This is a genomic window from Halorhodospira halophila SL1 (assembly GCF_000015585.1).
In the GTDB taxonomy this organism is placed as follows: Bacteria; Pseudomonadota; Gammaproteobacteria; order Nitrococcales; family Halorhodospiraceae; genus Halorhodospira; species Halorhodospira halophila.
The window spans coordinates 2,286,875-2,312,491 of sequence record NC_008789.1 but is presented as its reverse complement, the minus strand read 5'-3'; the positions used below and the strand labels follow the sequence as shown (position 1 = coordinate 2,312,491).

25 protein-coding genes and 1 other RNA gene are annotated in these 25,617 nt (G+C 70.1%); 22 read left to right on the top strand and 4 right to left on the bottom strand.

Going from position 1 to position 25,617, the window contains the following annotated elements; translation table 11 throughout:
* Position 1 precedes the first annotated feature (1 nt).
* Genes HHAL_RS10645 through HHAL_RS10635 form a run of 3 tightly spaced genes read left to right on the top strand, consistent with a single transcriptional unit; the run spans position 2 to position 1,841 of the window.
* Positions 2–736: a cytochrome c1 gene (locus HHAL_RS10645; protein WP_049751656.1), complete on the top strand. Its 735-nt coding sequence runs from the start codon at positions 2–4 to the stop codon at positions 734–736.
* 59 nt (positions 737–795) lie between these two features.
* Entirely contained in the window at positions 796–1,395 is a 600-nt protein-coding gene (locus HHAL_RS10640) for a glutathione S-transferase N-terminal domain-containing protein (RefSeq protein WP_011814892.1), read from the top strand.
* Positions 1,396–1,412: 17 nt separating this feature from the next.
* On the top strand, positions 1,413–1,841 hold the full coding sequence (locus tag HHAL_RS10635; protein WP_011814891.1) for a ClpXP protease specificity-enhancing factor: 429 nt from the start codon (positions 1,413–1,415) through the stop codon (positions 1,839–1,841).
* A gap of 21 nt (positions 1,842–1,862) precedes the next feature.
* On the opposite strand, the gene HHAL_RS10630 is transcribed toward HHAL_RS10635, so the two are convergent.
* The 3 genes from HHAL_RS10630 to HHAL_RS10620 are packed head-to-tail and all read right to left on the bottom strand — an operon-like array spanning position 1,863 to position 4,721.
* The gene (locus tag HHAL_RS10630; protein WP_011814890.1) at positions 1,863–2,459 is read right to left on the bottom strand and encodes a phosphoheptose isomerase; all 597 of its coding nucleotides are present in this window, start codon (positions 2,457–2,459) and stop codon (positions 1,863–1,865) included.
* Between the two features lie 29 nt (positions 2,460–2,488).
* Entirely contained in the window at positions 2,489–2,854 is a 366-nt protein-coding gene (locus HHAL_RS10625) for a YraN family protein (protein WP_011814889.1), read from the bottom strand.
* On the bottom strand, positions 2,826–4,721 hold the full coding sequence (locus HHAL_RS10620) for a penicillin-binding protein activator (RefSeq protein WP_011814888.1): 1,896 nt from the start codon (positions 4,719–4,721) through the stop codon (positions 2,826–2,828). Before HHAL_RS10620 ends, HHAL_RS10625 begins: the two co-directional genes overlap by 29 nt.
* Before the next feature lie 80 nt (positions 4,722–4,801).
* Here HHAL_RS10620 and rsmI point away from each other — a divergent pair, with 80 nt between their 5' ends.
* A complete protein-coding gene (rsmI, locus tag HHAL_RS10615) occupies positions 4,802–5,665 on the top strand; it encodes a 16S rRNA (cytidine(1402)-2'-O)-methyltransferase (protein ID WP_207160984.1) in 864 nt (287 codons plus the stop codon).
* Here the strand turns inward: rsmI and rnpB are convergent.
* An RNA gene (gene rnpB, locus HHAL_RS12815) (RNase P RNA component class A) lies at positions 5,659–6,015 on the bottom strand. The genes rsmI and rnpB overlap by 7 nt on opposite strands.
* Before the next feature lie 286 nt (positions 6,016–6,301).
* Between rnpB and mraZ the strand changes: the two genes are divergently transcribed.
* The 18 genes from mraZ (at position 6,302) to HHAL_RS10525 (ending at position 25,616) form a co-directional block, all read left to right on the top strand.
* Complete coding sequence (mraZ, locus tag HHAL_RS10610) at positions 6,302–6,760, top strand: division/cell wall cluster transcriptional repressor MraZ (protein WP_011814886.1); 459 nt, start codon at positions 6,302–6,304, stop codon at positions 6,758–6,760.
* A gap of 19 nt (positions 6,761–6,779) precedes the next feature.
* Positions 6,780–7,754, top strand: coding sequence for a 16S rRNA (cytosine(1402)-N(4))-methyltransferase RsmH (gene rsmH / locus HHAL_RS10605; RefSeq protein WP_011814885.1), 975 nt, complete (start codon positions 6,780–6,782; stop codon positions 7,752–7,754).
* Positions 7,751–8,023, top strand: coding sequence for a cell division protein FtsL (gene ftsL / locus HHAL_RS10600; RefSeq protein WP_011814884.1), 273 nt, complete (start codon positions 7,751–7,753; stop codon positions 8,021–8,023). The genes rsmH and ftsL overlap by 4 nt, the downstream gene beginning before the upstream one ends.
* An 85-nt stretch (positions 8,024–8,108) precedes the next feature.
* Complete coding sequence (locus tag HHAL_RS10595) at positions 8,109–9,761, top strand: peptidoglycan D,D-transpeptidase FtsI family protein (RefSeq protein ID WP_049751653.1); 1,653 nt, start codon at positions 8,109–8,111, stop codon at positions 9,759–9,761.
* On the top strand, positions 9,758–11,269 hold the full coding sequence (locus tag HHAL_RS10590) for a UDP-N-acetylmuramoyl-L-alanyl-D-glutamate--2,6-diaminopimelate ligase (RefSeq protein WP_011814882.1): 1,512 nt from the start codon (positions 9,758–9,760) through the stop codon (positions 11,267–11,269). Before HHAL_RS10595 ends, HHAL_RS10590 begins: the two co-directional genes overlap by 4 nt.
* Positions 11,257–12,609: a UDP-N-acetylmuramoyl-tripeptide--D-alanyl-D-alanine ligase gene (locus tag HHAL_RS10585; RefSeq protein WP_011814881.1), complete on the top strand. Its 1,353-nt coding sequence runs from the start codon at positions 11,257–11,259 to the stop codon at positions 12,607–12,609. The genes HHAL_RS10590 and HHAL_RS10585 overlap by 13 nt, the downstream gene beginning before the upstream one ends.
* 18 nt (positions 12,610–12,627) lie before the next feature.
* Positions 12,628–13,692 carry a phospho-N-acetylmuramoyl-pentapeptide-transferase gene (gene mraY, locus HHAL_RS10580; protein ID WP_144446197.1) on the top strand — a complete coding sequence of 355 codons (1,065 nt, stop codon included), beginning with the start codon at positions 12,628–12,630 and terminating at the stop codon, positions 13,690–13,692.
* Positions 13,692–15,035: a UDP-N-acetylmuramoyl-L-alanine--D-glutamate ligase gene (murD, locus tag HHAL_RS10575; protein WP_011814879.1), complete on the top strand. Its 1,344-nt coding sequence runs from the start codon at positions 13,692–13,694 to the stop codon at positions 15,033–15,035. Before mraY ends, murD begins: the two co-directional genes overlap by 1 nt.
* Positions 15,028–16,215, top strand: coding sequence for a putative lipid II flippase FtsW (gene ftsW, locus HHAL_RS10570; RefSeq protein WP_011814878.1), 1,188 nt, complete (start codon positions 15,028–15,030; stop codon positions 16,213–16,215). The genes murD and ftsW overlap by 8 nt, the downstream gene beginning before the upstream one ends.
* Positions 16,212–17,288 (top strand): undecaprenyldiphospho-muramoylpentapeptide beta-N-acetylglucosaminyltransferase, encoded by a 1,077-nt coding sequence (gene murG, locus HHAL_RS10565; protein ID WP_011814877.1) that lies wholly within the window; start codon positions 16,212–16,214, stop codon positions 17,286–17,288. The genes ftsW and murG overlap by 4 nt, the downstream gene beginning before the upstream one ends.
* On the top strand, positions 17,281–18,741 hold the full coding sequence (gene murC / locus HHAL_RS10560) for a UDP-N-acetylmuramate--L-alanine ligase (protein ID WP_011814876.1): 1,461 nt from the start codon (positions 17,281–17,283) through the stop codon (positions 18,739–18,741). The genes murG and murC overlap by 8 nt, the downstream gene beginning before the upstream one ends.
* A complete protein-coding gene (gene murB / locus HHAL_RS10555) occupies positions 18,738–19,643 on the top strand; it encodes a UDP-N-acetylmuramate dehydrogenase (RefSeq protein WP_011814875.1) in 906 nt (301 codons plus the stop codon). The genes murC and murB overlap by 4 nt, the downstream gene beginning before the upstream one ends.
* Positions 19,640–20,554 (top strand): D-alanine--D-alanine ligase, encoded by a 915-nt coding sequence (locus tag HHAL_RS10550; protein ID WP_011814874.1) that lies wholly within the window; start codon positions 19,640–19,642, stop codon positions 20,552–20,554. The genes murB and HHAL_RS10550 overlap by 4 nt, the downstream gene beginning before the upstream one ends.
* Positions 20,551–21,342 (top strand): cell division protein FtsQ/DivIB, encoded by a 792-nt coding sequence (locus tag HHAL_RS10545; protein WP_011814873.1) that lies wholly within the window; start codon positions 20,551–20,553, stop codon positions 21,340–21,342. The genes HHAL_RS10550 and HHAL_RS10545 overlap by 4 nt, the downstream gene beginning before the upstream one ends.
* A gap of 13 nt (positions 21,343–21,355) precedes the next feature.
* Positions 21,356–22,594 carry a cell division protein FtsA gene (ftsA, locus tag HHAL_RS10540; protein ID WP_011814872.1) on the top strand — a complete coding sequence of 413 codons (1,239 nt, stop codon included), beginning with the start codon at positions 21,356–21,358 and terminating at the stop codon, positions 22,592–22,594.
* Between the two features lie 48 nt (positions 22,595–22,642).
* On the top strand, positions 22,643–23,803 hold the full coding sequence (ftsZ, locus tag HHAL_RS10535; RefSeq protein ID WP_011814871.1) for a cell division protein FtsZ: 1,161 nt from the start codon (positions 22,643–22,645) through the stop codon (positions 23,801–23,803).
* A gap of 161 nt (positions 23,804–23,964) precedes the next feature.
* The gene (gene lpxC / locus HHAL_RS10530; protein WP_011814870.1) at positions 23,965–24,867 is read left to right on the top strand and encodes a UDP-3-O-acyl-N-acetylglucosamine deacetylase; all 903 of its coding nucleotides are present in this window, start codon (positions 23,965–23,967) and stop codon (positions 24,865–24,867) included.
* A gap of 68 nt (positions 24,868–24,935) precedes the next feature.
* Positions 24,936–25,616, top strand: a complete 681-nt coding sequence (locus tag HHAL_RS10525; protein ID WP_011814869.1) for a phosphoglycolate phosphatase — start codon at positions 24,936–24,938, stop codon at positions 25,614–25,616.
* Position 25,617 lies beyond the last annotated feature (1 nt).

Genomic DNA, 25,617 nt, shown 5'->3' with positions numbered 1-25,617 from the left:
CATGAGCATGAAAAAGAAGACCGGAATCGCACTGAGTGCATTCCTCGCCCTGGCCTTCACCGGCGCGGTGAAGGCCGAGGTGGGGATGATGGAACCGAACATCAGCCACCACGACCGGGAGTCCATCCGCAAGGGTGCCGAGCTGTTTGCCGACTACTGCGTCGGGTGCCACTCGGTGGAGTACCTGCGCTACCAGCGGCTGGCCGATGACGTCGGCGAGGACGAGGACTGGGTCGAAGAGAAGATCATGCGCGGCAACTTCGAGTTGCACGAGCCGATCATCTCGCCCATGGATCCCGAGGATGGCGAGAATTGGTTCGGGCTGACTCCGCCGGACCTCTCGCTGACCTCCCGCATCCACGGTGATGACTGGATCTACACCTACCTCAACACCTTCTACGTGGATGAAGACGCCGAGGTGGGCTACAACAACTATGTCCAGGAAGGGACCTCGATGCCGCACATCCTGTTCGCCCTGCAGGGCGATCAGAAGGCGGTCAAGGACGACGATGGCCACATCGTTGACTTCGAGATCATCGAGGGTGCCGAGGGCAAGCTGAGCGAGGAGGAGTACCGCGAGGTCACCGCCCAGCTCACCGCCTTCCTCTCCTACGCCGGCGAGCCCATCCGGGCGGACCGTGAGCGGATGGGGGTCTGGGTGATCCTCTTCCTGATCGTCATGACCGGTGTCTTCTACCTCCTGTACAAGGAGTTCTGGAGAGGCATCAAGAAGTGACCCGGGTGGGGTGGCCCGGGGACTCCGGGCCACCCCGCAAAACGGTCGCCGGAGGGCCCGTGATCCGCCTCTATACCGGAGCGCAATGCATACACAGCCATCGGGCCCGGCTGGCCCTGGCCCTCAAGGGGGTCGAGGCCGAGCGTGTCCCGGTCGATCCGGACCAGCCGCCGACCGCCCTGCTGGAGCACAACCCTTACGGGGACGTGCCCACGCTGGTGGACCGAGACATCGCGCTCTACCACCCCGAGATCATCATCGACTACCTGGATGAGCGGTATCCGCACCCGCCGCTGTTACCCGTCGACCCGGTGAGCCGGGCGAAGGCGCGGCTGGTGGTCCACCGCATGCAGCGCGACTGGTACGCGCTCTACGATCAAATCGAGGACGGTACGGGGGCGCAGACGCAGCAGGCCCGCCGCGCCCTGACCGAGAGCCTGGTGGCGGCTGCCGAGCTCTTCGAGGGCCAGCCGTACTTCCTCAGCGACGAGCTGACAATCATGGATCTTACGATCCTGCCGCTGCTATGGCGTTTGCCCGCCGCCGGGGTCGACCTCCCGGAGCCTGCAGCGGCGATCACTCAGTACGCCGAACAGCAGTTTGCAACCGACGCCTTCCGCATCAGTCTGACCCGCGAGGAGCAGGCCCTGCGTGCGTGAAGGCAGGAGGCGCACCAATGACCCCGAGTCGTCCCTACCTCATCCGGGCGATCTACGAGTGGATCGCCGATAACGGTTACACCCCCTATCTGCTGGTGGATGCCAGTCGGGAGGATGTCGACGCCCCGCTGGAATACGCCGAGGACGGCCGACTGGTGCTGAATGTGGCACCGCGGGCGGTCCAGGGGCTGAACATGGGCAACGACGAGATCGTCTTCCGTGCCCGTTTCGGTGGTGTGCCGCGCGGTGTTCAGGTGCCGGTGAACGCGGTCATGGCCATCTATGCCCGGGAGAACGGGCAGGGCATGCTCTTCGGTGAGGGCGATGACGCCGAGTCGGAGGAGTACGAGGCCCTGGACGCGGGGCAGGACAGTGACGATGACCACGACGGGCCGCCGGACGGCCCCAGCGGGGGCAAGCGGCCCAATCTGCGCGTGGTCAAATAGACGGTTGCCCCGAGGGCGGCGCTAGCCGCCCGGGCCACCGAACAGGGTGCGATCGATCAGGTCGCACAGGCAGTGGATCACCAGCAGGTGGACCTCCTGAATTCGGGCCGTGGTCTCGCTCGGCACACGGATCTCGATGTCCTCGGCGGAGAGCGTCTCGGCCAGCGTGCCGCCGTCGCGGCCGCTGAGGGCGACGGTGATCATGCCCCGTTCGGCCGCGGCCTGCTGTGCGGCAACGATGTTGCCTGACCCTCCGCTGGTCGAGATGGCCAACAGGATGTCCCCCTCGTGGCCGAGGGCGCGGATCTGCCGGCCGAAGACCTCATCGTAGTGGTAGTCGTTGGCCACCGACGTCAGCGTGGAAGAGTCGGTGGTGAGCGCGATAGCGGGTAGCCCGGGGCGCTCCATCTCGAAGCGGTTGAGCAGCTCCGAGGAGAAGTGCTGGGCGTCCGCCGCAGAGCCGCCGTTGCCGCAGATCAGGATCTTGCGGTCTGCCCCCAGGGCCCTGGCCATGGCCCGGCCAGCGCGTACGATGTCCGGGGCGATGCGGTCCAGGGCATCCTGCTTGGCGCGGATGCTGTCGTGGAAGAGCTGTGCCACGCGTTCGTGGGAATCCATGGATCCTCGCTTTCGTCTTGCCGGGCGCCTTAGCTTTCTTCCCGAAATGCATCGCGCACCCAGTGCACCTCGTGGCCGTCCGTGGCGACTACATCGAAACGGGCCCACCCGGGGTGCCGGGCCAGCCAGGCGCTGGCGGCACGGCTCAGGCGCTGGCGCTTGCGCCGATCCACGGAGGCCGTTGCGCCGCCGTACCCGGGGTGACTGCGGCGGCGGACCTCGACGAACACCGTGACGCCGCCGTCGGCCATGATCAGATCGATCTCGCCCCGGCGGGTCCGGAAGTTCCGCGCCAGGGTCTGCAGCCCCTGCCCTTCGAGGTAGGCGCGCGCGCGCTCCTCGGCCTCTTGGCCGCGCTGCCGTGGGTCATTCCGCGTCGTCTGTGGGGCCATCATCGCCGCCCTCCGTGGCCGGTTGTTCGAATACCGGTCGGCCGCGGACAAACCGCGCGGCGACCAGCTCGCGCTCGACCACGCGCTCGCTGTTCAGGTGGAGTTTGCCAGTCAGCCCGTCCAAGCGCTCCTCTGGGTGTTCGCTGAGGACCTCGAGGTACGGGAAGATGCGGTAGGCGTCGATACCCAGGGCCACTAGACGGGCCTCGCGGCGCAGGACGTCACCGAGTAGCTCGGCGAGCCGTTCGCGTTCCAGCGCCTCCGGGATGCCCAGCGACCGGCCGACCAGCCAGGGGCCGTCGACGAAGTGCAGGCCGTCGAGGTCGCGGTCCTCCTCGGGGCGAGGGGCGCCGCCGTAGATGTGAGCGGTGGAGAGCACCGGCACGTCCTGGGCGTGGTGGTACTCGAGCTGTGGGCGCAGCAGCCGCCCCGCCTCGGGCGAGGCGGCGAGGAAGATGGCGTCCACGTCCTGGCGGCGGCGCGGTTGATACTCCAGCGACTGTCCCAGGGTTCGGGTGAGTTCCTGGTGGCGCAGGCTGCTGACGCGCAGGTTGAGCACTTCCCGGATCGGCCCGGAGAAGTCAGCGTCACCCGCGTCGTAGGCTTCGCTCTGAAGCACGGTGCCGTCGGTCTCTTCAAAGGCCTCCTGGAACGCCCGCTGGACTCGTTCCCCCCAGTCGGTTCGCGGGGCGAGGATGACCACACTGCTCCAGCCGCGCCGTTGCGCGTGCAGCGCCGCCTGTCGCGCGTCGGTTTCCGGGGTGAGCGCGAACTGATAGAGGTGCTCCGCGGTGCCATTGTCATCGAGGGTGTTCAGGGCCAGGGTCGGCGGGCTCTCGTCCGCGTCGGCGATCGCCCGGACGGCGCCGCGGGTGAGGGGGCCGATCACCGCGTCGCTGTCGGCCTCGCGGGCCTCGGCCAGGGCCTCCAGCGCACGCTCCGGATCGCCGCCGGTGTCGTGGACGGTGATCTCCGGGCGCTGGTTGTTGTCGCTGAAATAGGCGGAGAGGATCCCGTCGCGCACCGCCCGGCCGGCTTCGCGGAAATCGCCACTCAGCGGCAGCAGCAGGGCAACGCGCTCGGGGCGGCGGATCCGCTCGTGGAACCGGGTGATCAGCTCGGTGGCCTGGTGGTCGCGGGCTGGGTGGTCCGGGAAGGCCGCCTCCCAGTCGGATACCGCCTCCTCGAGTCGCTCCGGGTCGAGGCGGTGGCTGCGGGCGATCTGTGCCAGCCGCACCCAGCCGCCGTAGGTGTCGTCGTCCGGGTCGATCTCCTGCAGCTGCGGGGCGGGGGTGCGGCCCAGGGCCTGCCAGATGAGGTTGCGGTTTTCCTCTCGCTGTGACGGGGTCTCCAGGTGCTGCTCCAGGGCCACGCGCTGTTCAGCGACCTTCAGGTGGTCGTCCATGACCGCCGCCGCTGCGGCGCGCAGGCGGTGGTAGTCGGCCTCCTCGCCGGCCGGCGGTTCCGCCAGGTTGTCGAGGAGGGACGCGGCGAGATCTGGGCGCTCGCGCTGCAGGGCCAGTTGGGCTCGGGCGAGGGTGAAGCGGTCCCGGTCCGATTCGCCGAGGTGTTCGGGGTCGACCCGGGCCAACGCCGTGGTCGCGGCGTCCCGCTCTTCAGCCTCGAGCCAGCTGCGGGCAGCGGCGATGCTGACTCGATTGCGGTCCGCGGCTTCCTCGTAGCCCTCCGCTGCCGCATCATAGAGTTCCGCAGCACGGGCAGCGTCACCCGCGGCGCGGGCGTCGTCTGCCTGCGCCTCGCTCTGCTCCGGTGTGTCGGCGGGCGTGACCGGCGTCGGGGCACAGCTGTAGAGTGCCGCCAGCAGCGCGGCCACGATCAGGAACTGAAGAACGCGCGTGGGGCAGGTCATGGGAACCGTCGGAGAAGCCTGTGGATAAGCCTTCGGAGTATCCGGCGCCCGTCGCGCCTGTGTCAAACGGCGGCGGCGCGCTGTGGGTTGTGGCGACCCCCATCGGGAACCTTGGGGATCTGAGTCGACGGGCAGCCGAGATCCTCCGCCATGTCGAGTGGGTGGCGGCTGAGGATACGCGCCGGACCGGCCGGCTGCTGGAGCAGTACGGTCTTCGGGCGCGTTTGCTGAGTCTGCACGAGCACAATGAGGCCTCCAGGATCCCGCGCCTGCTCCGTCTGCTGGCTGCCGGACGGGATGTGGCGCTGGTCAGCGATGCCGGCACGCCCCTGCTCAGCGATCCGGGTGCCCGCCTGGTGGCCGCAGCGGCGGATGCGGGGGAGCGGGTGTCACCCGTGCCCGGGCCGTGCAGTGTGACGGCGGCGCTCTCGGTGGCCGGTTTTGGCGCCGATCGCTTCGTCTTCGACGGCTTCCTCCCCGCCCGCGATACGGCGCGGCGCAGTCGTCTCGAGGCGCTGGCCGAGGAGCCCCGGACCGTGGCCTTCTTCGAGGCCCCGCATCGCATTGCGGCCTGTCTGCGTGATCTGGTCGAGGTGTGCGGTGGGGAGCGCCCGGTGGTTTTGGCCCGCGAGCTGACCAAGGTGCACGAGACGGTCCTTCGTGGTTCGCTGGAGGAGGTGCTGAGGCGGGTCGAGGTGGATGGCAACCAGCAGCGGGGCGAGATCGTTGTGGTCCTGGAGGGGGTGCCGCAGCGGGGCGCAGCCGTGGACGCCGACAGCACGCTGCGCGCGCTGCTGCTCGAGGGGGTGGCGGTGAAACAGGCCGCCCGTGTGGCCGCGCGCCTGACCGGCGGGCGGCGCAACGCCCTGTATCAGCGAGCGCTGGAGCTGGCGGAGTCCCAAACCGGGGGCGCGAAGTCGGTCGATCCGAAAAGGAAAGGGTGAGTCGGCCTGTAAGCCGGGTTCTGTCGAGGATGGCCATTCCTCTGGGACGTGCGTCTCCGCACGCCTCTAGCGGCCTACCCGGGAGCGGCGCGGGCCACGCCATCGCTCCCCTATTTGGCCTTGCTCCGGGTGGGGTTTACCGTGCCGCGAACCGTTGCCGGTCGCGCGGTGCGCTCTTACCGCACCTTTTCACCCTTACCTGTGCCGCCTAGCGGCGGCCATCGGCGGTCTGTTTTCTGTGGCACTTTCCGTGGGCTCACGCCCCCCAGGCGTTACCTGGCACCCTGCCCTGTGGAGCCCGGACTTTCCTCCGTGTCGCCTTGCGACACAGCGGCCATCCGGCCGACTCATCCCGTAGATTACCAGCTTTCCGCACCGCGTCAACCCTTTAATAACAAGGCCATAGAATAACAAGTTCATACAAAAGATTCGGTGTCGAAGTCAGGGTTCTGTTTGTACGCTTAATAATAGATCCAGTCGGTCGTCCCGGTACGTGAAATCCCGTGCGTAACTCCATGTTTGACGCCGAGCTGTGCGCTGGCCGGCAGGTTGACGGGGTGTGGCCCCCCTCCTATAGTGTCGCAACGTGGTTAAAAGTGGGATAAAAGGGCACGGCATGGAGCTGCAGGGGGCGCGGTGTTTCGCGGAGTCAATCAACTCAACCTTGATGCCAAGGGGCGGCTAGCGTTCCCGTCCCGGCACCGCGACCGCCTGCTGAGTCATTGCAGCGGCGAGGTAGTAGCAACGATCGACTATCGCGATCGCTGCCTGGTCTTCTACCCGCTGCCCGAGTGGGAAGAGATCGAGCGTAAGCTGATCGCCCTGCCGGACCTCCAGCCGAGCGCCAAGCGACTCAAACGCCTTCTGATCGGTCACGCCCAGGAACTCCAGGTCGACGGTAACGGCCGCGCCCTGGTTCCCCCGCCGTTGCGTGAATATGCGGGCCTGGAGAAGCGGGTCGTGCTGATCGGCCAGGGCAACAAGTTTGAGCTTTGGGATGAGTCCCTCTGGGAGCAGCGGCGGGCCGACTGGCTGCAGGAGGCCGCCGCGGCCGACGCCGAGCTCCCCGGGGAGCTGGAGAGCCTCGCCCTGTAACTCAGGTCAGGGGGGCGACATGTCCGCAGCGGAGATGTGCGCAGTGGCGGAGCAGGAGCCAACGGCGACGACACACCGGCCGGTCCTCTATGGGGCCGCGCTGGCCGCGCTCGACGTGCGTCCGGACGGCTGCTATGTGGACGCCACCTACGGGCGTGGCGGTCACGCCCGCGGTATCCTGGAGCGACTGGGCCCCCAAGGGCGGTTGTGGGTGGCCGACCGGGACCCGGAGGCGCTGGCCCACGCCCGCGAGACCCTGGCGGACGACCCCCGCTGCACCGTGCTGGGTGCCGAACTGGCCGAGCTGCCCCGGCTGTTGGCCGAGCAGGGGCTCGCCGCCGGGGTCGACGGCCTGCTGGCGGATCTCGGCATCTCCTCGCCTCAGGTCGACAACCCCGACCGCGGTTTCTCGTTCCAGCGCGATGGGCCGCTGGATATGCGCATGGATCCGACCACCGGCGAGTCCGCCGCAGCGCTCCTGGAGCGTCTGAGTGCGCGCGACATCGCCGGGGTCCTGCGGCAACTCGGCGAAGAGCGCCACGCCGGGCGGATTGCGCGTGCCATTGTCGCTGCCCGGGACGCCGGCGACCCGCCGCGCACCACGCTGGCGCTGGCCCGGCTGGTCGAGCAGGCGGTACCGCGGCGTGAGCCGGGGCGCCATCCGGCGACGCGGACCTTCCAGGCGCTGCGTATCGCAGTCAACGATGAACTTGGACAGCTGGACCGCTTCCTGGAGGGTGTCATCGACCTGTTGGCCCCGGGGGGGCGGCTGGCCGTGATCGCGTTCCACTCGCTGGAGGACCGGCGGGTGAAGCGGTTCATCCGCCGGGCGTCCAGCGTGGGCGATCTGCCGCCGTCGGTGCCGGTGCCGCCGGCGGGTTGTCAGCCGAGGCTGCGGCCACTGGGGCGTGATCTCCGTGCCGACGAGGGCGAGGTGGCTGGCAACCCGCGCGCGCGCAGCGCGGTATTGCGGGTCGCGGAGCGGTTGTCATGAGTCGTGCGGCCTGGGGGGGCATCGCCTTGGTGGTGGCCGTTGTGGTCAGCGCCGTGGGGGTGGTAGCGATTCAGCACGAGTATCGGGGGGGGTTCATTACCCTGCAGGACGAACTCGAGCGCAGCGACCGGCTGCGCGAGGAGTGGAGCATGCTGCAGCTCGAGCAGGGCGCGTGGGCCGGGCACAGCCGCCTGGAGCGCGTCGCCGGCGAGGAGCTGGGGATGGCGCTGCCCGAGCGCGACGAGATCATCATCCTGAGGCGCCCTTAAGGTGGCGAGAGTGAGCAGGAATACGCGCCGACAACCCGCGCTCAATGGGCCGCCGCGCTGGCGGCTCTACAGCGTGGTGGCGGTGATGGCCATCGCCGCCGGCGCGGTGATCCTGCGCGCTCTGGATCTGCAGGTGATCAACAGCGAATTCCTCCGCGACGAGGCCGATGCCCGCCACCTGCGCACGGTGAGCATGCCGGCGCACCGGGGCGTGATCACCGACCGCAACGGTGAGCCGCTGGCAATCAGCTCGCCGGTTAAGTCGGCCTGGGCCAACCCGGGGGAGTTGCTTGAGGACGGCGCGGCGGTCGCCGCCGTGGCCGAGGTGCTGGAGCGCTCTCCGGCGGAACTGCGCGATTTCCTGAAGGCGCGGGAGGGGCGGCATTTCGTCTACCTGCGTCGCCACCTGTCGCCGCAGGTGGCGACGCGCATGCGCGAACTGGACGCCCCGGGGGTGCAGCTGCAGCAGGAGTTCCGCCGCTTCTATCCGGCCGGCGAGGTGGCGGCTCAGCTGGTCGGTTTTACCGACATCGATGGCCAGGGGCTGGCCGGTGTCGAGCGCGCCTTCGAGGATCCGCTGAGTGGGCGCAGTGGCGCCAAGCGCGTCATCCGCGACCCGTTCGGGCGCACCATCGAGGATGTGGAGCTGCTGCGCGAGCCGCGCCCTGGTGAAGATGTCCACCTGTCGCTGGATCGGCGCATCCAGTACGTGGCCTACCGCGAGCTCAAGCGAGCCGTTCGCGGTCACGACGCCGAGGGAGGCGCGGCGGTCGTGCTGGATGCAACGAGCGGGGAGGTCCTGGCAATGGTCAGCCAGCCCTCGTTCAACCCCCATCGCCGCGCCGGCGTCGAGCCTGAGCAGCGCCGCAACCGGGCGGTGAGCTGGGCCCAGGAGCCGGGCTCCGTGATCAAGCCGTTCACCATTGCCGCAGCGCTCTCCAGCGGCGCGGTGCGCAGTGGGCAGGCGTTCGACACGGCCCCGGGGACCATGCGCGTCGGACGGCACACCGTCCGTGATTTCCTCGATTACGGTGAGCTCGATATCGCCGGCGTGCTGCAGAAGTCCAGCAACGTGGGCACCGTGAAGATGGCCCTGGAGACCGAGCCGCGGGCCCTATGGAACACCCTGGAGGACATCGGCTTCGGCGAGCGTACGCGCAGCGGCCTGCGGGACGAGGTGGCCGGGCAGTTTCTGCCGGCGCCGCCCCGCGGCGACGTGCAGCGCGCGACGCTCTCCTACGGCTACGGCGTCACCGCTACGCCGTTGCAGCTGGCGCGGGCCTACGCCGCGCTGGCCCGGGACGGCGTCATTCGCCCGATCTCCATCCAGGCGGTGGAGGAGCCGCCGGAGGGCCGGCAGGTGCTCGATCCGGAGCTGGCAGCCGAGATCCGCGGCATGCTCGAGGCGGTGGTCGAGCCCGGCGGCACCGGGACCCGTGCTGCTATCTCCGGTTATCGAGTAGCCGGCAAGACCGGCACGGTCCTCAAGAGCGGCCCCAGTGGCTACGCCGAGGAGGACTACCTCGCCTCTTTCATTGGTTTCGCCCCGGCGTCGGACCCGCGCCTGGTCATGGCCGTGACCATCGATCAGCCGCGCGGCGATCTCTACTACGGCGGCCAGGTGGCCGCGCCGGTCTTCTCCCGGGTGATGGGCAACGCGCTGCGCATGCTCAATGTGCCGCCCGACGATCTCCCGGAGCTTGAAGTGCCGGTCGTCGCCGAGAGGGAGGGGTCATGACTGCTGCGGCCCTCCCCGAAGTGACCCTGCGCTGGCTGCTTGAGCCGTGGGTCGACGAGGCGTTGCCTGCCGCGTCGATCCAGGGGCTGACCCCCGATACCCGGCGCCTCGAGCCCGGTGCGGTGTTCCTGGCGCTACCCGGTAGCCGGGACCACGGGCTCGCCTACGTGCCGGCGGCGTTGCAGGCGGGGGCTGCCGCCGTGGTGTGGGATCCGCAGGACGAGGTCGATCCCGGTGCGGCGAGGACCGCCACCGAGCAGTCCGGTGTGCCGATGGTCGGTGTGCCGGGGCTGCGTCGCCACCTGGGGGCCATCGCCGGGCGGCTCTACGGCGATCCGTCCCGGGGCATGGAGGTGATTGCGGTTACCGGGACCGACGGCAAGACGTCGGTCAGCCATTTCATTGCCCAGCTGCTTAGCGGGCCGGAGGCCCCCTGGGGCGTCGTTGGCACGCTGGGGCACGGCCTGGTGGACGACCTGCGCCCGGGCGTGCTGACCACGCCGGATGCCGCGGCACTGCAGAAGGCCCTGGCCGAGTGCCGCGCAGCGGGCGCCACCGGGGTGGCGATGGAGGCCTCCTCTCACGCCCTGGAGCAGGGACGCCTGGCCGGTACGGCGGTGGATCTGGCGGTGCTGACCCACTTGGGGCGCGACCACCTCGACTATCACGGCTCCGTCGAGGCGTACGCCGACGCCAAGAGCCGCCTGTTCGAGTTCCCCAGCCTGCGGGCTCAGGTGCTCAATCTAGACGACGCGCTCGGACGGCGCCTGCACGATCGGGCGGCCGGGGCGGCCTTCACCTACAGTGCCGCCGGGGCGGCCGCTGACCTCGCGGCCGAGGCCGTGATCCCGGGGGCCGACGGCGTGCAGCTGACGCTCTGTGTTGGCGGGACCCGGCACTCGGTGCGCCTGCCGCTGTTCGGGCATTTCAACGTCGCCAATGTGCTGGCGGCCGTGGCGGCCGCCCTGGCCTTGGGGCGGCCGATGGATGGGGTGCTGGCCAGGCTGCCGACGCTGCGTCCGGTGCCCGGGCGGATGGAGCAGTTCCACGCCGACGGGTCGCCGCTGGTGGTGGTGGATTACGCCCATACGCCGGGCGCGCTGGAGCAGGCGCTGACGGCGCTGCGTGCGCACACCACCGGGCGGCTGTGCGTCGTCTTCGGCTGCGGTGGGGAGCGGGATACCGGCAAGCGACCGCTGATGGGCGAGGTCGCGGCGCGTCTGGCTGATCGCGTGCTGATCACCGACGACAACCCGCGCGGCGAAGACGCTGCGGTCATCCGCGCTGCCGTCGCCGCCGGCGCCGGGGAGGGCGCCGAGGTGGTGGCAGGGCGTGGCGTCGCCATCGGCGGGGCCATCGCCTGGGGTGCCCCGGGCGACGTGGTGTTGATTGCCGGCAAGGGCCACGAGACCGAGCAGGAGATCGACGGGCAGCGGTTCCCGTTCTCCGACCGTGAGGAGGTGGCGCGGCTGCTCTCCGTGCCCCGGGAGGCGGCATGGATCCGTTGAGCCTGGAGCAGATTGCGGCGCTGACCGGTGCCGAGCTGATCGGCAACGGTGGCGGGGCCGTGACGGGGGTGGCGCTGGACAGTCGCCGAGCCACTTCGGGGTCGCTCTTCGTGGCCCTGCCGGGGGCGCGCTGCGATGGCCACGACTTTGCCGATGATGCCGCAGCCCGCGGCGCCGTGGCGGTGCTCGGCACCCGTCCGGTGGGGGCGCTGCCGACGCTGGTGGTCGAGGACCCGGCGGCGGCCCTCGCGGTCCTGGGTGCGGAGTGCCGGCGGCGCAGCGGGGTGCGTCTGGTGGCCGTGACCGGCAGCAACGGCAAGACCACGGTCAAGGAACTGCTGGCCGCGATGCTGGCCGAATCCGGGCCAACCCTGGCCACCGAGGGCAACCGGAACAACCTGCTGGGGGTCCCGGAGATGCTCTGTCGGCTGGGTGCCGGGCACCGCTTTGCCGTCATCGAGATGGGCGCCAACGCCCCGGGCGAGATCGCTCAGCTGACCGCCTGGGCGCAGCCCGACGTGGGCGTGGTGACCAATGCCGGCCCGGCCCACCTGGAGGGGTTCGGCTCGCTGGACGGGGTCGCCCGCGCTAAGGGGGAGCTCTTCCAGGGGCTGCCGCGGCAGGGGGTGGCCGTCCTGAATGCCGACGACGACTTCTGCGGCTTGTGGCGGGAGATGGCGGGCGCACGGCGGTGCCTGACCTTTGGCGCCGACGCCGGACAGTTTCGCCATCGGGGGCATGGCAGCCGGCTGGAGCTGGATCTTGGGGGCGGCTGGATGGCGGCGCCGACCCCGCTGCTCGGGGGCCACAACGCACAGAACATCGCCGCGGCAGCGGCGTGTGCCGCCGCCCTCGAGGTGCCGGCGCGAACCATCCTCGACCGCATCTCCTCCGCCGCGGCCGTACCGGGGCGGCTGGAGCTGCGTCGCGGAGATCACGGCGGCTGGTTGGTAGACGACACCTACAATGCCAACCCCGCCAGCCTGCAGGCGGCCATCGATACGGTGACCGGGTTCCAGGCGGCCCCGTGGCTGCTCCTCGGGGCCATGGGCGAGCTCGGCGCGGAGACTGCGGAGTGGCACAGCCGGGCCGGCCGGCGGGCGCGCGCCGCCGGGGTGGAGCGGCTGTGGACCCTTGGGGAGGCTGCCGCCCCGGCGGCCGAGGCCTTCGGCGAAGGCGGCCGCTGTTTTGACAATGCATCGGCGCTGATCGAGGCGTGCCGCGCCGAGTTGCCGGCCGATGCGGTCGTGCTGATCAAGGGGTCGCGCTCAGCCGCCATGGAGCGCGTGGCGGCGGGCCTGACCTGCACCGAACCAACAAGAGAAGGGGAGGGACGCTAGGTGCTCTACCACTTGGCCATGGTACTGGAGACGTTCTACTCCGGGTTCAACGTCTTCCAGTACATCACGTTCCGGACCATCCTCGGGGTGCTGACCGCCCTGGGGATCGCGCTGATGATCGGCCCTGCGGTGATCCAGCGTCTGGTGCTCCACCAAGTGGGGCAGCAGGTCCGGGACGACGGCCCGGAGACGCACCTGGAGAAGGCCGGTACCCCGACCATGGGCGGCGCGCTGATCCTCGTTGCCATCGCGGTTTCCACGCTGCTTTGGGCGGATCTGACCAACCGCTACGTCTGGGTGGTCCTGCTGGTCACGCTCGCCTTCGGGCTCATCGGCGGGGTCGACGATGCCCTCAAGCTGGCCCGTCAGGACAGCCAGGGCCTGCGTGCCCGGACCAAGTTCTCGCTGCAGGTGTTGGCGGCGCTGGCGGCGAGCACCTTCCTGTTTGCCACTGCCACGGATCCGGTGGAGACCAGCCTGGTGCTGCCCCTGGTCAAGGAGTGGGTCTTCCCGCTGGGCCTCGGTTTCATCGCCCTGGCGACGCTGGTGATCGTGGGTAGTTCCAATGCCGTGAACCTGACCGACGGGCTGGATGGACTGGCGATCATGCCCACGGTGCTGGTGGCCACCGGGCTGGCGGTCTTCGCCTACGCTAGCGGGCACCACGTCTTTGCCGATTACCTCGGTATCCCGTCGGTGCCCGGGGTGGGCGAGCTGGTGATCTTCTGTGGCGCCATCGTCGGTGCTGGGCTCGGGTTCCTCTGGTACAACACCTACCCCGCGCAGGTCTTCATGGGCGACGTGGGGGCCCTGGCCCTTGGGGCCGCGCTGGGCGTGGTGGCCGTGGCCGTCCGTCAGGAGATCGTGCTCTTCATCATGGGCGGGATCTTCGTCATGGAGACGGTCTCGGTGATGATCCAGGTCCTCTCCTACAAACTCACCGGGCGCCGGGTCTTTCGCATGGCGCCGTTGCACCACCACTACGAACTCAAGGGTTGGCCGGAGCCGCGGGTGATTGTCCGTTTCTGGATCATCACCGTGGTCCTGGTTCTGATCGGTCTGGCGATGTTGAAGGTGCGCTGATGACGGCAAGCGACCGCCAGCAAGGGTACACCGCTGTCGCCGGTCTCGGGGCGACGGGGATGGCCTGTGTGCGCCATCTGCGCGCCCGTGGTGTCGTGGTCGTGGTGGTGGACAGTCGCAGCGAGCCGCCGCGCCTGGCGCAGCTGCAAGCCGAGCACCCCGAGGTGCGGGTGGTGCTTGGGGGGCTCGACCGCGACACCCTGTTCGGCGCCGAACGCGTGGTGGTCAGCCCCGGTCTCGACCTGCGCCACGGGGTCTGGACGGAGCTGCGCGCGGCCGGGCGGTCGGTGGTGGGGGAACTCACCCTGTTCGCCGAGGCGGTGGCGGGTCCGGTGTGCGCCGTAACCGGTTCCAATGGCAAGAGCACGGTGGTCAGCCTGCTCGGCGAGATGGCCCGCGCTGCCGGGTGGGATGTGGCCGTGGGCGGTAATCTGGGGACGCCCGCCCTGGAGTTGCTCGAGCAGGCGCCCGCCGATGGCTACCTGATCGAGGTGTCCAGCTTCCAGCTGGAGGCGTGCCCTGGCTTCCGCGCCGATGTGGCGGCGCTGCTCAACGTCAGCGCCGACCACATGGACCGCTACGACAGCCTCGATGACTACGCGGCGGCCAAGGCACGGGTGCTCGACGGCGCCCGGGTGGCAGTGCTCAACGCCGAGGATCCCCAGATCGCCGGCCTGGGGCAGCGGGCGGACGCCGTGCGCCATTTCAACCTCGACGGCCCGGCCGACTACCACCTGCTCGAGCAGGGCGGCCGTGCCTGGCTCGCCGCCGCCGGGCAGCCCCGACAGGCCATCGATGAGCTGCCGGTACCCGGCCGCGCCCACTGCGCCAACGCCCTGGCCGCCATGGCCCTGGCCGATGCCCTGGGGATTGCCGAGGTGGCCCAGTGCCGGGCGCTGCAGGCCTTCTCCGGGTTGCCGCATCGCATGGAGTCGGTGGGTGAGTGGCGCGGGGTGCGCTGGATCAACGACTCCAAGGCGACCAACGTCGGTGCTGCGGTGGCCGCCATCGGCGGCCTGCACCGACCGGTGGTGCTGATCGCCGGCGGGCAGGGCAAGGGGGCCGACTTCCGGCCGCTGGCCCAGGCCTGTGCCGAATCGGCGCGTGCGGTGGTCCTCATCGGCGAGGACGCAGCGGCCATCGAGGCGGCCATCGCCGGGCGCGTCCCCACCGAGCGGGCCGACAGCATGGTCGGCGCGGTGGCGGCCGCTGCCCGCTGGGCCGAGCCCGGCGATGCCGTTCTCTTGGCACCGGCATGCGCCAGTTTTGACGCCTTCAGCAGCTTCGAGGCACGCGGCGATGCGTTCCGTGACGCCGTCCGCGGGGAGGTGGCCCATGGCTGATCTCGCAGCCGGTGTCGCCGAGCGCGGTCCGCGACTGTCGCTGTGGTCGAGTCTGGATCAGCGGCTCGTCTGGGTGGTGGCGGCCACGGCGTTGCTCGGTCTGGTCATGGTGGCCTCGGCCTCGATCTCGATGGCCGAGCAGGCCACCGGCGATCCGTTCTACTTCTTCAAGCGCCAGATCTTCTTCGCCCTGCTCGGGCTGGGTATGGCCCTGGCGCTGCTGCAGATCCCGCTGGCCACCTGGGAACGGGCCGGCCCAGGGCTGCTGCTCGGCGCCCTGGCGCTGCTGGTCCTGGTGCTGATCCCCGGCGTGGGGCGCGAGGTCAACGGCGCCGTGCGCTGGATCCCCTTGGGCGTGTTCAATCTGCAGGTCGCCGAGGTGGTCAAGGTCCTGCTGGCCCTCTACCTGGCCGGGTTCCTGGTGCGCCGGCAGCAGCAGCTGCGCACCTCCATGGCGGCATTCCTGGTGCCGGTGCTGGTCTCGGCGGCGTGCGCCTTCCTGCTGCTGCTGCAGCCGGACTTCGGGACTGCCCTGATGCTCATGGCGCTGGCGGTGGGGTTGCTCTACCTCGCCGGGGCGCCGCTGTGGCGGTTCGCGGCTCTGGTGGGGGTGCTCGCCGCCGCCGCGGCGGCGCTGGTGGTCTACTCGCCGTACCGCTGGCAGCGGGTCACCGCCTTCATGGATCCCTGGTCCGACCCGTTCAATACCGGATTCCAGCTCACCCAGTCGCTGATCGCCATCGGCCGCGGCGATTGGCTGGGCGTGGGCTTGGGCGGCAGCGTGCAGAAGCTCTTCTATCTGCCCGAGGCGCACACCGACTTCGTCTTCTCGGTGCTCGCCGAAGAGCTGGGCTGGCTCGGTGTGCTCGCCGTGGTTCTGCTGTTCTCCTACATCGTCTGGCGGGCCATGGCCGTGGGCTGGCAGTGCCACCGCCATCGGCTGCCGTTCGCCGGCTATCTCGCCTGGGCCGTGGGGCTGGCCCTCGGGCTGCAGGCGTTCATCAACATGGGGGTGGCCACCGGTCTGCTGCCCACCAAGGGGCTGACCCTGCCGCTGTTCAGCTACGGCGGGAGCAGTGCCCTGGCGACCGGTGCCATGGTTGGGCTGCTGCTGCGCTGCGGCTACGAGCTGGCCCAGGCACGGGCCGAGGGGCGGCGCCCCGAGGAGGCGGCGTCATGAGCGTCCGGACCGTGGCCATCGCCGCCGGCGGAACCGGCGGCCATGTCTACCCCGGCCTGGCCGTGGCCGATGCGCTGCGCGAACGGGGGCATCGGGTGGTCTGGTTGGGCACCCGCGCCGGCCTGGAGGGGCGCGTCGTTCCCGCTGCCGGCCTCGACGCAGAGTGGCTGGAGATCGGCGGGATGCGCGGCAAAGGGCTGGCGACGATAGCGGCGCTGCCCTGGCGTCTGGGGCGTGCCGTGGCGGTGGCCGGGGCTGCGCTGCGGCGCCAGCGCCCGGATGTGGTCCTCGGCATGGGCGGCTACGTAGCCGGGCCTGTGGGTCTGGCCGCCCGACTCGCCGGACGGCCCCTGATCATCCACGAACAGAATGCCCGGGCGGGCATGACCAACCGCTTCCTGGCCCGGCTGGGGCACCGGGTGCTCACCGGCTTTCCCGATGCCCTGGGAGCGCGGAGCGAGTGGGTGGGCAATCCCATTCGCACGCGCATCCATCGGCTGGAGTCGCCGCAGGAACGGTACGCCAGGCGCGAGGGGGCGCCGCGGGTGCTGGTGCTCGGAGGCAGCCAGGGGGCGCGAGCGCTCAACCGTTACGTACCGCAGGCGCTCTCGGCCATCGGCGGTGGGCAGCCTCAGGTGCTGCACCAGGCGGGCGAGTTGACCCTGGAGGAGGCGCGCACCGAGTACGGCCGCGCCGGTCTGGACGGGGCCGAGGTCGTGCCCTTTATCGAGGATATGGCGGGCGCGTACGCCTGGGCGGATCTGGTCGTCGCCCGGTCCGGCGCCCTCACCGTGGCGGAGCTGGCCGCGGCCGGCGTGCCGGCGGTGCTGGTGCCGCTCCCCTGGGCCGTGGACGACCACCAGACGGCCAACGCCGAATGGCTTTGCGCCGCCGGGGCCGCGCGCAGGCTGCTCCAGCCCGATCTGGAGCAGGGGGCGCTGGGGCCTGTGCTGGCCGAGCTGCTCGGCGACCGGCGTCGTCTGGCGGAGATGGGTGAGGCGGCGCGTGGCGTGGCCCGTCCGGACGCCACGGACCGCGTGGCGACGATCTGTGAGGAGGTGGCCCATGGCTGATGGCGTTCCCGCCCGCGAGCCGCGTTTCACCGCGCCGATGGACGGCCGCAGTACCTTCGGCCGGGTGCGGCGTATCCACTTCGTGGGCATCGGCGGGGCCGGCATGGGCGGCATCGCGGAGGTGCTGCACAACCTCGGCTTCACCATTACCGGCTCCGACGTGAGGTCGGGGGCGGTGGTCGAACGCCTGGTCGGCCTCGGCGTGACCGTCCAGATTGGCCACGACCCGGTCCATGTCCAGGGGATGGATGCGGTCGTGGTCTCCACCGCGGTCACCGAAGACAACCCCGAGGTGCAGGCGGCGCGTCAGCAGCGCATCCCGGTGGTGCCGCGGGCCGAGATGCTCGCCGAGCTGATGCGTTTTCGACACGGCGTAGCGGTCGCCGGGACCCACGGCAAGACGACGACTACCTCGCTGCTGGCCAGTTGCCTGGCCGAGGGCGAGCTCGATCCGACCTTCGTGATCGGTGGGCGGCTGATCAGCGCCGGGGCCCACGCCCGTCTGGGCGCCGGACCCTATCTGGTGGCCGAGGCCGACGAGAGCGACGCCTCGTTCCTCCACCTCAAGCCGATGATGGCGGCGGTCACCAACGTCGATGCCGACCACCTGGGCACCTACGGGGGCGATTTCGAGGCTCTGCGCCGGACCTTCATCGAGTTCCTGCACCACCTGCCGTTTTACGGCTTGGCGGTGCTGTGCATCGACGACCCGGAGGTGCGCCGGCTGCGCGGCGAGATCGGCCGTCCGGTGCTGACCTACGGCTTCTCCGAGGACGCCGATGTGCGCGTCAGTGGCATGGAGGCGGACGGTCACCGGACGCGGTTCCGGATTGAGGAGGGCGACGGGGCGGCCTTCGCCGTCGAGCTGAGCCTGCCGGGGCGGCACAACGTGCTCAATGCCGCCGCCGCCATCGCCTTGGCCCGCGAGCTGGGCGTCGACGTGGCCGCGATCCAGCGGGCATTGTCCAGCTTCCAGGGTATCGGCCGGCGGTTTCAGGTCTACCCGGACATCCCCCTGGCCGAGGGTGCGGCGGCGCTGGTCGACGACTACGCCCACCACCCCCGTGAGCTGGAGGCGACCCTGCAGGCGGCCCGGGCGGCCTGGCCGGAGCGGCGTCTGGTGGTGGTCTTCCAGCCCCACCGTTATTCGCGGACCCGGGAGCTGTTCGATGACTTTGCGCGGGTGCTCAGTGGCACCGATGCGCTGGTGCTGACTGAGGTCTACGCCGCCGGCGAGGCGCGCCTGCCCGGCGCCGACGGCCGGGCGCTGGCCTCGGCGGTGCGTGATCGCGGCGGCGCGCAGCCGATCTTCGCCGAGAGCCTGGACGAGGTGCCGGGTTTGCTGGCCGGGCTGCTGCGTGACGACGACGTGGTGCTGACCCTGGGGGCCGGCAGTATTGGCGGGCTTCCGGCGCAGCTGGGCGGCGGTCTGACCGCCGGGGGTGGGGCATGAGTGCAGCCGCGGAACGGCGCCGGATCCGGCCCGGCGAGTGGCGCGAGCAGGAGCCCATGGCCGGGTACACCACCTGGCGGGTGGGTGGCCCGGCGCGGCGCCTGTTCTGCCCGGCCGACCGGGCCGGACTGCTCGACTGCCTGGCCCGGCTGTCGGCCGAGGAGCCGCTGCACTGGTGCGGCCTAGGCAGCAATCTGCTGGTGCGCGACGGCGGTGTGGCCGGGACGGTCATTTTGAGTCAGGGCGGGCTGGATGGGCTGGCGGTCGACGGCGCGCAGGGGCGGGTCCATGCCGAGGCCGGCGTGGCCGGCGGTCGCCTGGCTCGGGCGGCAGTCCGCGAAGGGCTGGCCGGTCTGGAGTTCCTGGCCGGTATCCCCGGCACTGTGGGCGGTGCGCTGGCCCTCAACGCCGGGGCCTGGGGCGGCGAGACCTGGAGCCGTGTGGTCGAGGTGGAGACCGTCGATCGCCACGGGTGCGTCCGGCGGCGCACACCGGCGGATTTCCGGGTCGGCTACCGCAGGGTTGTGGGCCCGGCCGGTGAGTGGTTCCTGGCTGCCACCTGGGCGCTGCCTTCCGGCGACCCGCAAGCACTCAACGAGCGGGTGCGGGCGCTGCTGCGGCGGCGTAATGCGGCGCAGCCGGTGGGTCAGCCGACCTGCGGTTCGGTCTTTCGGAATCCGCCTGGGGACGCCGCCGGGCGGCTGATCGAACAGGCCGGGTTGAAAGGGGCGCGGCGTGGTGGTGCCCGGGTCTCCGAGCGCCACGCCAACTTCATTATCAACGAGGGCGGCAGTGCGGCGGATATCGAGGGGCTCATCGAGGTGGTCCGGCAGCGGGTTGCCGAGGTGCACGGTGTGCGGCTAGAGACCGAAGTCCACGTGATCGGGGGGGAGCAGTCGTGAGTGGTATCCCGGATCCGCAGCGGGTGGGGCGCGTCGCCGTGCTGATGGGCGGCACCTCGGCCGAGCGGGACATCTCCCTGCGCAGTGGCGGCGCGATACTCGCGGCGCTACAGCGCTGTGGCTACGACGCCGAGGCCTACGATCCCCGTGACCGCGCCCTGGAAGGGCTGCGCGGCTACGACGTGGTCTTCATCGCCCTTCACGGGCGGGGCGGTGAGGACGGCACGGTCCAGGGACTGCTGGATCTGCTCGGAATCCCGTACACCGGCAGCGGTGTCCTCGGCTCGGCGCTGGGCATGGACAAGTGGCGCTGCAAGCGGCTCTGGCAGGGCAGTGGCCTGCCCACGCCGGCGGGTCAGTTGCTGACCGGCGACCGCCCGGTCCTCGACGAGGGGGTGGGTTACCCAGTGATCGTCAAGCCCGCCCGCGAGGGGTCGAGCCTCGGCATGAGTCGGGTCGAGGGGCCGGAGGAGCTGGCCGAGGCCTACCGCGTGGCAGCGGCCTACGACGATACCGTCCTCGCCGAGGCCTGGGTCGAGGGCGAGGAGTACACCGTGGCGCTGCTCGGTGATCAGGCGTTGCCGTCGATCCGACTGGAGACCCCGCACGCCTTCTTCGACTACGCGGCCAAGTACCAGGCCGAGGACACCGGTCACCACTGCCCGAGCGGTCTCGGGCCGGAGGAAGAGGCCGAACTTGGCGCCCTGTGTCGGGAGGCCTTTATCGCCAGCGGCGGGAACGGCTGGGGGCGTGTGGATGTCATGCGGGACACCGGCGGACGCTGGTGGCTGCTGGAGGTGAATACCATCCCCGGCATGACCGATCACTCGCTGGTGCCCATCGCGGCGGCGCAGGCCGGGATCGGCTTCGACGAGCTGGTGGCCCGCATCCTGGGGGAGGCGTTGCGATGAGCCGTGAGGATTGGAGTGACCTGCTGGGCCGCCGCTCCTCCCGGCGCCCGCAGGGGCGCGCCGCTTTGCTGCCGGCGATGCCGGGGCTGCGGGGCTGGCTGTGGGGCGGTGCGGTGGCGTTGCTCGCCACCGGCGCCGCGGGTATGGCCAGCGTGGCGCTGCAGGAGGGGCGGATCCTGCCCCTTGAGCGGGTGGAGCTGACCGACGCGCCGCAGCGTGTGGCGGGGGAGGATCTGCGCCAGGCCCTGGTGCCGCACTTGCATCGAAGTGTGCTGGGCGTGGATGTCCGCGGTGCGCGGGACGCCCTGGAGGCGCTGCCCTGGGTGGAGCGTGCTGCGGTGCGGCGGGCCTGGCCCGGCAGCATCCAGGTCACGCTGCATGAGCGGGAGCCGCTGGCGCGCTGGGACGAGCACGCCCTCATCGACCGCAGCGGCGAACGCTTCGAGCCGCCGGTGGAGAGCATCCCGGAGGTGCTCCCGGAACTGCGCGGGCCGGAGGGCAGCGAGGGTGAGGTGGCCCGGCTGTTTAAACAGATGCAGGAACAACTGGACAAGCGGCACGTCAATCTGGTGGCGCTCAGCCTCTCCCCTCGGGGGTCGTGGAGCGCACGGCTGGAGGATGGCGTGGAGATGGCCCTGGGCCGGCAGCACCCCGGCGAGCGCGTGGAGCGCTTCGCAGCCGTGCTGCCGACCCTGGAAGAACGGGAAGAGGCCCCGATGGAGCGGGTCGATCTGCGCTACCCCAACGGCTTTGCCGTGGCCTGGGGTGCAGCAGACGAAGCGGACTAAGGCGGAGCAGAGCATGGTGCGAAAGAGCGAAGACAGCCTGTTGGTGGGCCTCGATATCGGCACCTCGAAGGTGGTCGCCATCGTCGGTGAAGCCAAAGAGGATGGCGAGCTGGAGGTGATCGGCGTGGGCAGCCACCCGTCCCACGGGTTGAAGAAAGGCGTGGTGGTGAACATCGACTCCACGGTGCAGTCGATCCAGCGCGCCATCGAGGAGGCCGAGCTGATGGCCGGCTGCGAGATCCACTCGGCCTACGTGGGGATCTCGGGCAGCCACATCCGCAGCCTCAATTCCCACGGCATGGTGGCGATCCGGGATAAGGAGGTCCGCCAGGCCGACCTGGAGCGGGTGCTCGATGGCGCCAAGGCGGTGGCGATCCCGGCGGATCAGCAGATCCTGCACGTGATCCCGCAGGAGTTCGTCATCGACAGCCAGGAGGGCATCCGCGACCCGCTGGGTATGGCCGGCGTGCGCCTGGAGGCGCGGGTGCACATGGTCACCGGCGCGGTCTCGGCGGCGGACAACATCACCAAGTGCGTCCGCCGCTGCCAGCTCGACGTGGACGACATCGTCCTGCAGCAGCTGGCGGCAAGCCACGCCGTGCTCAGCGACGACGAGAAGGAGCTGGGCGTCTGCCTGGTGGACATCGGCGGTGGCACCACCGATATCGCGGTGTTCACCGGCGGTGCCATCCGCCATACCGCCGTGATCCCCATCGCCGGGCACCAGGTCACCAACGACATCGCCGTGGCGCTGCGCACGCCAACGCACCACGCCGAGGACATCAAGGTCCGCTATGCCTGCGCGCTGTCGCAGCTGGCCAACCCCGAGGAGAGCATCGAGGTGCCGTCGGTGGGGGATCGGCCGCCGCGCCGGCTCTCCCGCCAGTCGCTGGCCTCGGTGGTGGAGCCGCGCTACGAGGAACTGCTCGCGCTGGTGCAGTCCGAGCTGCGCAAGAGCGGCTTCGAGGACCTGATCCCGGCGGGCATCGTGCTCACCGGTGGCAGCTCGAAGATGGAAGGGGTGACCGACCTGGCCGAGGAGGTCTTCCACCTCCCGGTGCGCATCGGTGTGCCGAAGTTCGTGACCGGGTTGTCGGACGTGGTCCGCAATCCGATGTATTCCACCGGCGTGGGCCTGCTCGCCTTCGGCGCGCGCAACCGTGACAGCGGGATGTCGCCGGCGCTGGCGCAGGACGCCGGGATGAGCGCCCTGTGGGGGCGGATGAAGAACTGGTTCAAGGGCAATTTCTAGTCATTTCAGTAATCGCTAGCGTCCGGGACGCTTGAGGAGGGCAGCATCATGTTTGATCTGATGGATACCGCCAATCAGAACGCGGTCATCAAGGTGATCGGAGTCGGCGGCGGCGGTGGCAACGCCGTGCAGCACATGGTCGAGAGCGAGATCGAGGGTGTGGAGTTCATCTACGCCAACACCGACGCCCAGGCCCTGGCCAACACCCGTGCCGGGGTCACTGTGCAGCTGGGCTCGGGCATCACCAAGGGCCTGGGGGCCGGCGCCGATCCGACCACGGGTCGGCAGGCGGCCGAGGAGTCCCGCGACCGCCTCCAGGAGGTGCTCGACGGGGCCGACATGGTCTTCATCACCGCCGGCATGGGCGGTGGCACCGGCACGGGTGCGGCCCCGGTGGTGGCCGAGGTGGCCCGCGAGATGGGCATCCTGGCCGTGGCCGTGGTGACCAAGCCGTTCCCCTTCGAGGGCAACAAGCGCATGGGCGTGGCCCAGGAGGGCATCAAGGAGCTGGAGAACAGCGTCGATTCGCTGATCACCATCCCCAACGAGCGGCTGCTGCCGGTGCTCGGCAAGAACCTGACCCTGATCGACGCCTTCAAGTCGGCCAACGACGTGCTCCACGGCGCCGTGCGCGGCATCGCCGAGCTGATCACCCGGCCGGGCCTGATCAACGTCGACTTTGCCGACGTCCGCACGGTGATGTCCGAGATGGGCATGGCGGTGATGGGCAACGGCGTGGCCTCCGGCGAGGGGCGTGCCCGTGAGGCGGCGGACCGGGCCATCGCCTGCCCGCTGCTCGAGGACTTCAACCTGGCCGGCGCCAACGGCGTCCTGGTCAACGTCACCGGCGGCTACAACCTCTCCATCGGCGAGTTCGACGAGGTGGGCAACGCGGTGCGCGAGTACGCCTCCGACGAGGCGACCGTGGTCGTCGGTGCGGTCATCGACCCCGAGCTGGAGGATGAGCTGCGCGTCACCGTGGTGGCCACCGGGCTCGGTCCGGCGGTCCAGGCCGCGGGGGATGTGGCCAAGCCGTCCCAGCAGGCCCAGCCGGGTCCCCGTAAGAACACCGGCGAGGTGGACTACGCCCAGTTGGACCGGCCCACGGTGATCCGGCAGAACGCCGCCAACGAGCGCAAGGAGGCGGACGCCGATGGCGACATGGAGTACCTCGACATCCCGGCGTTCCTGCGTCGCCAGGCGGACTGAGCGGCAGCGCCGTTGTTGCGCTGCAATATACTTTTTGGATTTGTTACACTAATATTTCGCGACGTCTTGCCGCTACCAAAGGGTGAAGGCGGTGTGTCCGGTCGCGCGGGTTGCGTCTGAGCACACAAGTAGCCGCATGAGCAGTGGAGCCGAGCCGAGCCATGATCCGTCAACGCACCTTGAAGAACAGCATCCGCGCGACCGGCGTGGGCCTGCACACCGGCGAGAAGGTCTACCTGACCCTCCGTCCGGCTCCGGCCAATGCGGGGATCATATTCCGGCGCACTGATCTCGACCGCGAGATCAAGGCAACCGCCGCTGCCGTGGGCGACACCCGCCTGTCCACCTGCCTGGTGGAAGACGGGGTGCGGGTTTCCACCGTCGAGCACCTGCTGTCGGCGCTGGCCGGGCTGGGGATCGACAACTGCTATGTCGATCTCTCCGCGGCCGAGGTGCCGATCATGGACGGCAGTGCGGCGCCCTTTGTCTTCCTGGTGCGCTCCGCAGGGATCAAGGAGCAGGAGGCGCCCAAGCGCTTCGTGCGCATCCTGGAGCCGGTCCAGGTTGTTGATGGTGACAAGTGGGTGGCCTTCGAGCCCTTCGAGGGCTTCAAGGTCAGCTTCACCATCGATTTCGACCACCCGGTCTTCCTCGATCAGCACGCCCGTGCCGAGGTGGATTTCTCCTCGACCTCCTTCATCAAGGAGGTCAGCCGTGCGCGGACCTTCGGCTTCATGAAGGAGATCGAGGCCCTGCGGGCCTCCCGGCTGGCCCTCGGTGGCAGCCTCGACAACGCCATCGTGGTCGACGACTACCGGGTGCTGAACGAGGACGGGTTGCGGTACCGGGACGAGTTCGTCAAGCACAAGATCCTCGACGCCATCGGCGACCTTTACCTCTTGGGTAGCAGCCTGATCGGCTCGTTCCACGGGCACAAGTCCGGGCACGCCCTCAATAACCGCCTCCTGCGCAAGCTGCTCGAGCACGAGCACGCCTGGGAGGAGGTGACCTTTGAGGAGCTGGACGAATTGCCCATCGCCTACGATCAGCCGGTGGTGGCCTGAGCGCCGCAGCAGCTTGCGGTCCAGGCCGGCCAGCCGGTAGGGTGTAGCTTTCTACCTGAAAGCTGGCTATGGATCTCTCGCTAACCCGCGCGATTCTCTTCGATCTGGACGGGACGCTGGTGGACAGCGCCCCGGATCTGACCGTCGCCATCAACCAGGTGCTCGCCGAGCGGGACCACGCCCCGGTGACCGAGGAGCAGGTCCGCGGTTGGGTGGGCAATGGTGCCCGTCGGCTGGTGGCCCGCGCCCTCACCGGCGCGGACGACGGCAACCCGCCAGAAGAGGAGCTGGACGCCGCGCTCGAGCGCTTCTTCGAGTGCTACGGCGAGGCCGTCTACGTACACAGCCGCCCCTACCCGGAGGCCGTCGAGACCCTGCAGGCCCTGGCCCAGGCCGGCATGCGTCTGGCCGTGGTCACCAACAAGCCGCGGCGCTTCGCCGAGCCGATCCTCCAGGGCATGGGGGTGACGGATGCCATCGACGTGGTCGTTGGCGGCGAGTGCACCGAGGCCCGCAAGCCCGACCCGGAGCCGCTCCGGCTGGCCATGGAGCGCCTGGGGGCGGCGTCGCGGACCGTGCTGATGGTCGGTGACTCGCGAACCGACGTGGAGGCGGCGCGCAACGCCGGTATTCCGGTGGTGTGTGTGCCCTACGGCTACCGCCGCGGGGTGGCGCTGGAAGACCTGGGCGCCGACGCCATCGTGGATGATCTCAGCGGCGTGGTCGCGCTGCTACGCGAGGCGGCCTGAG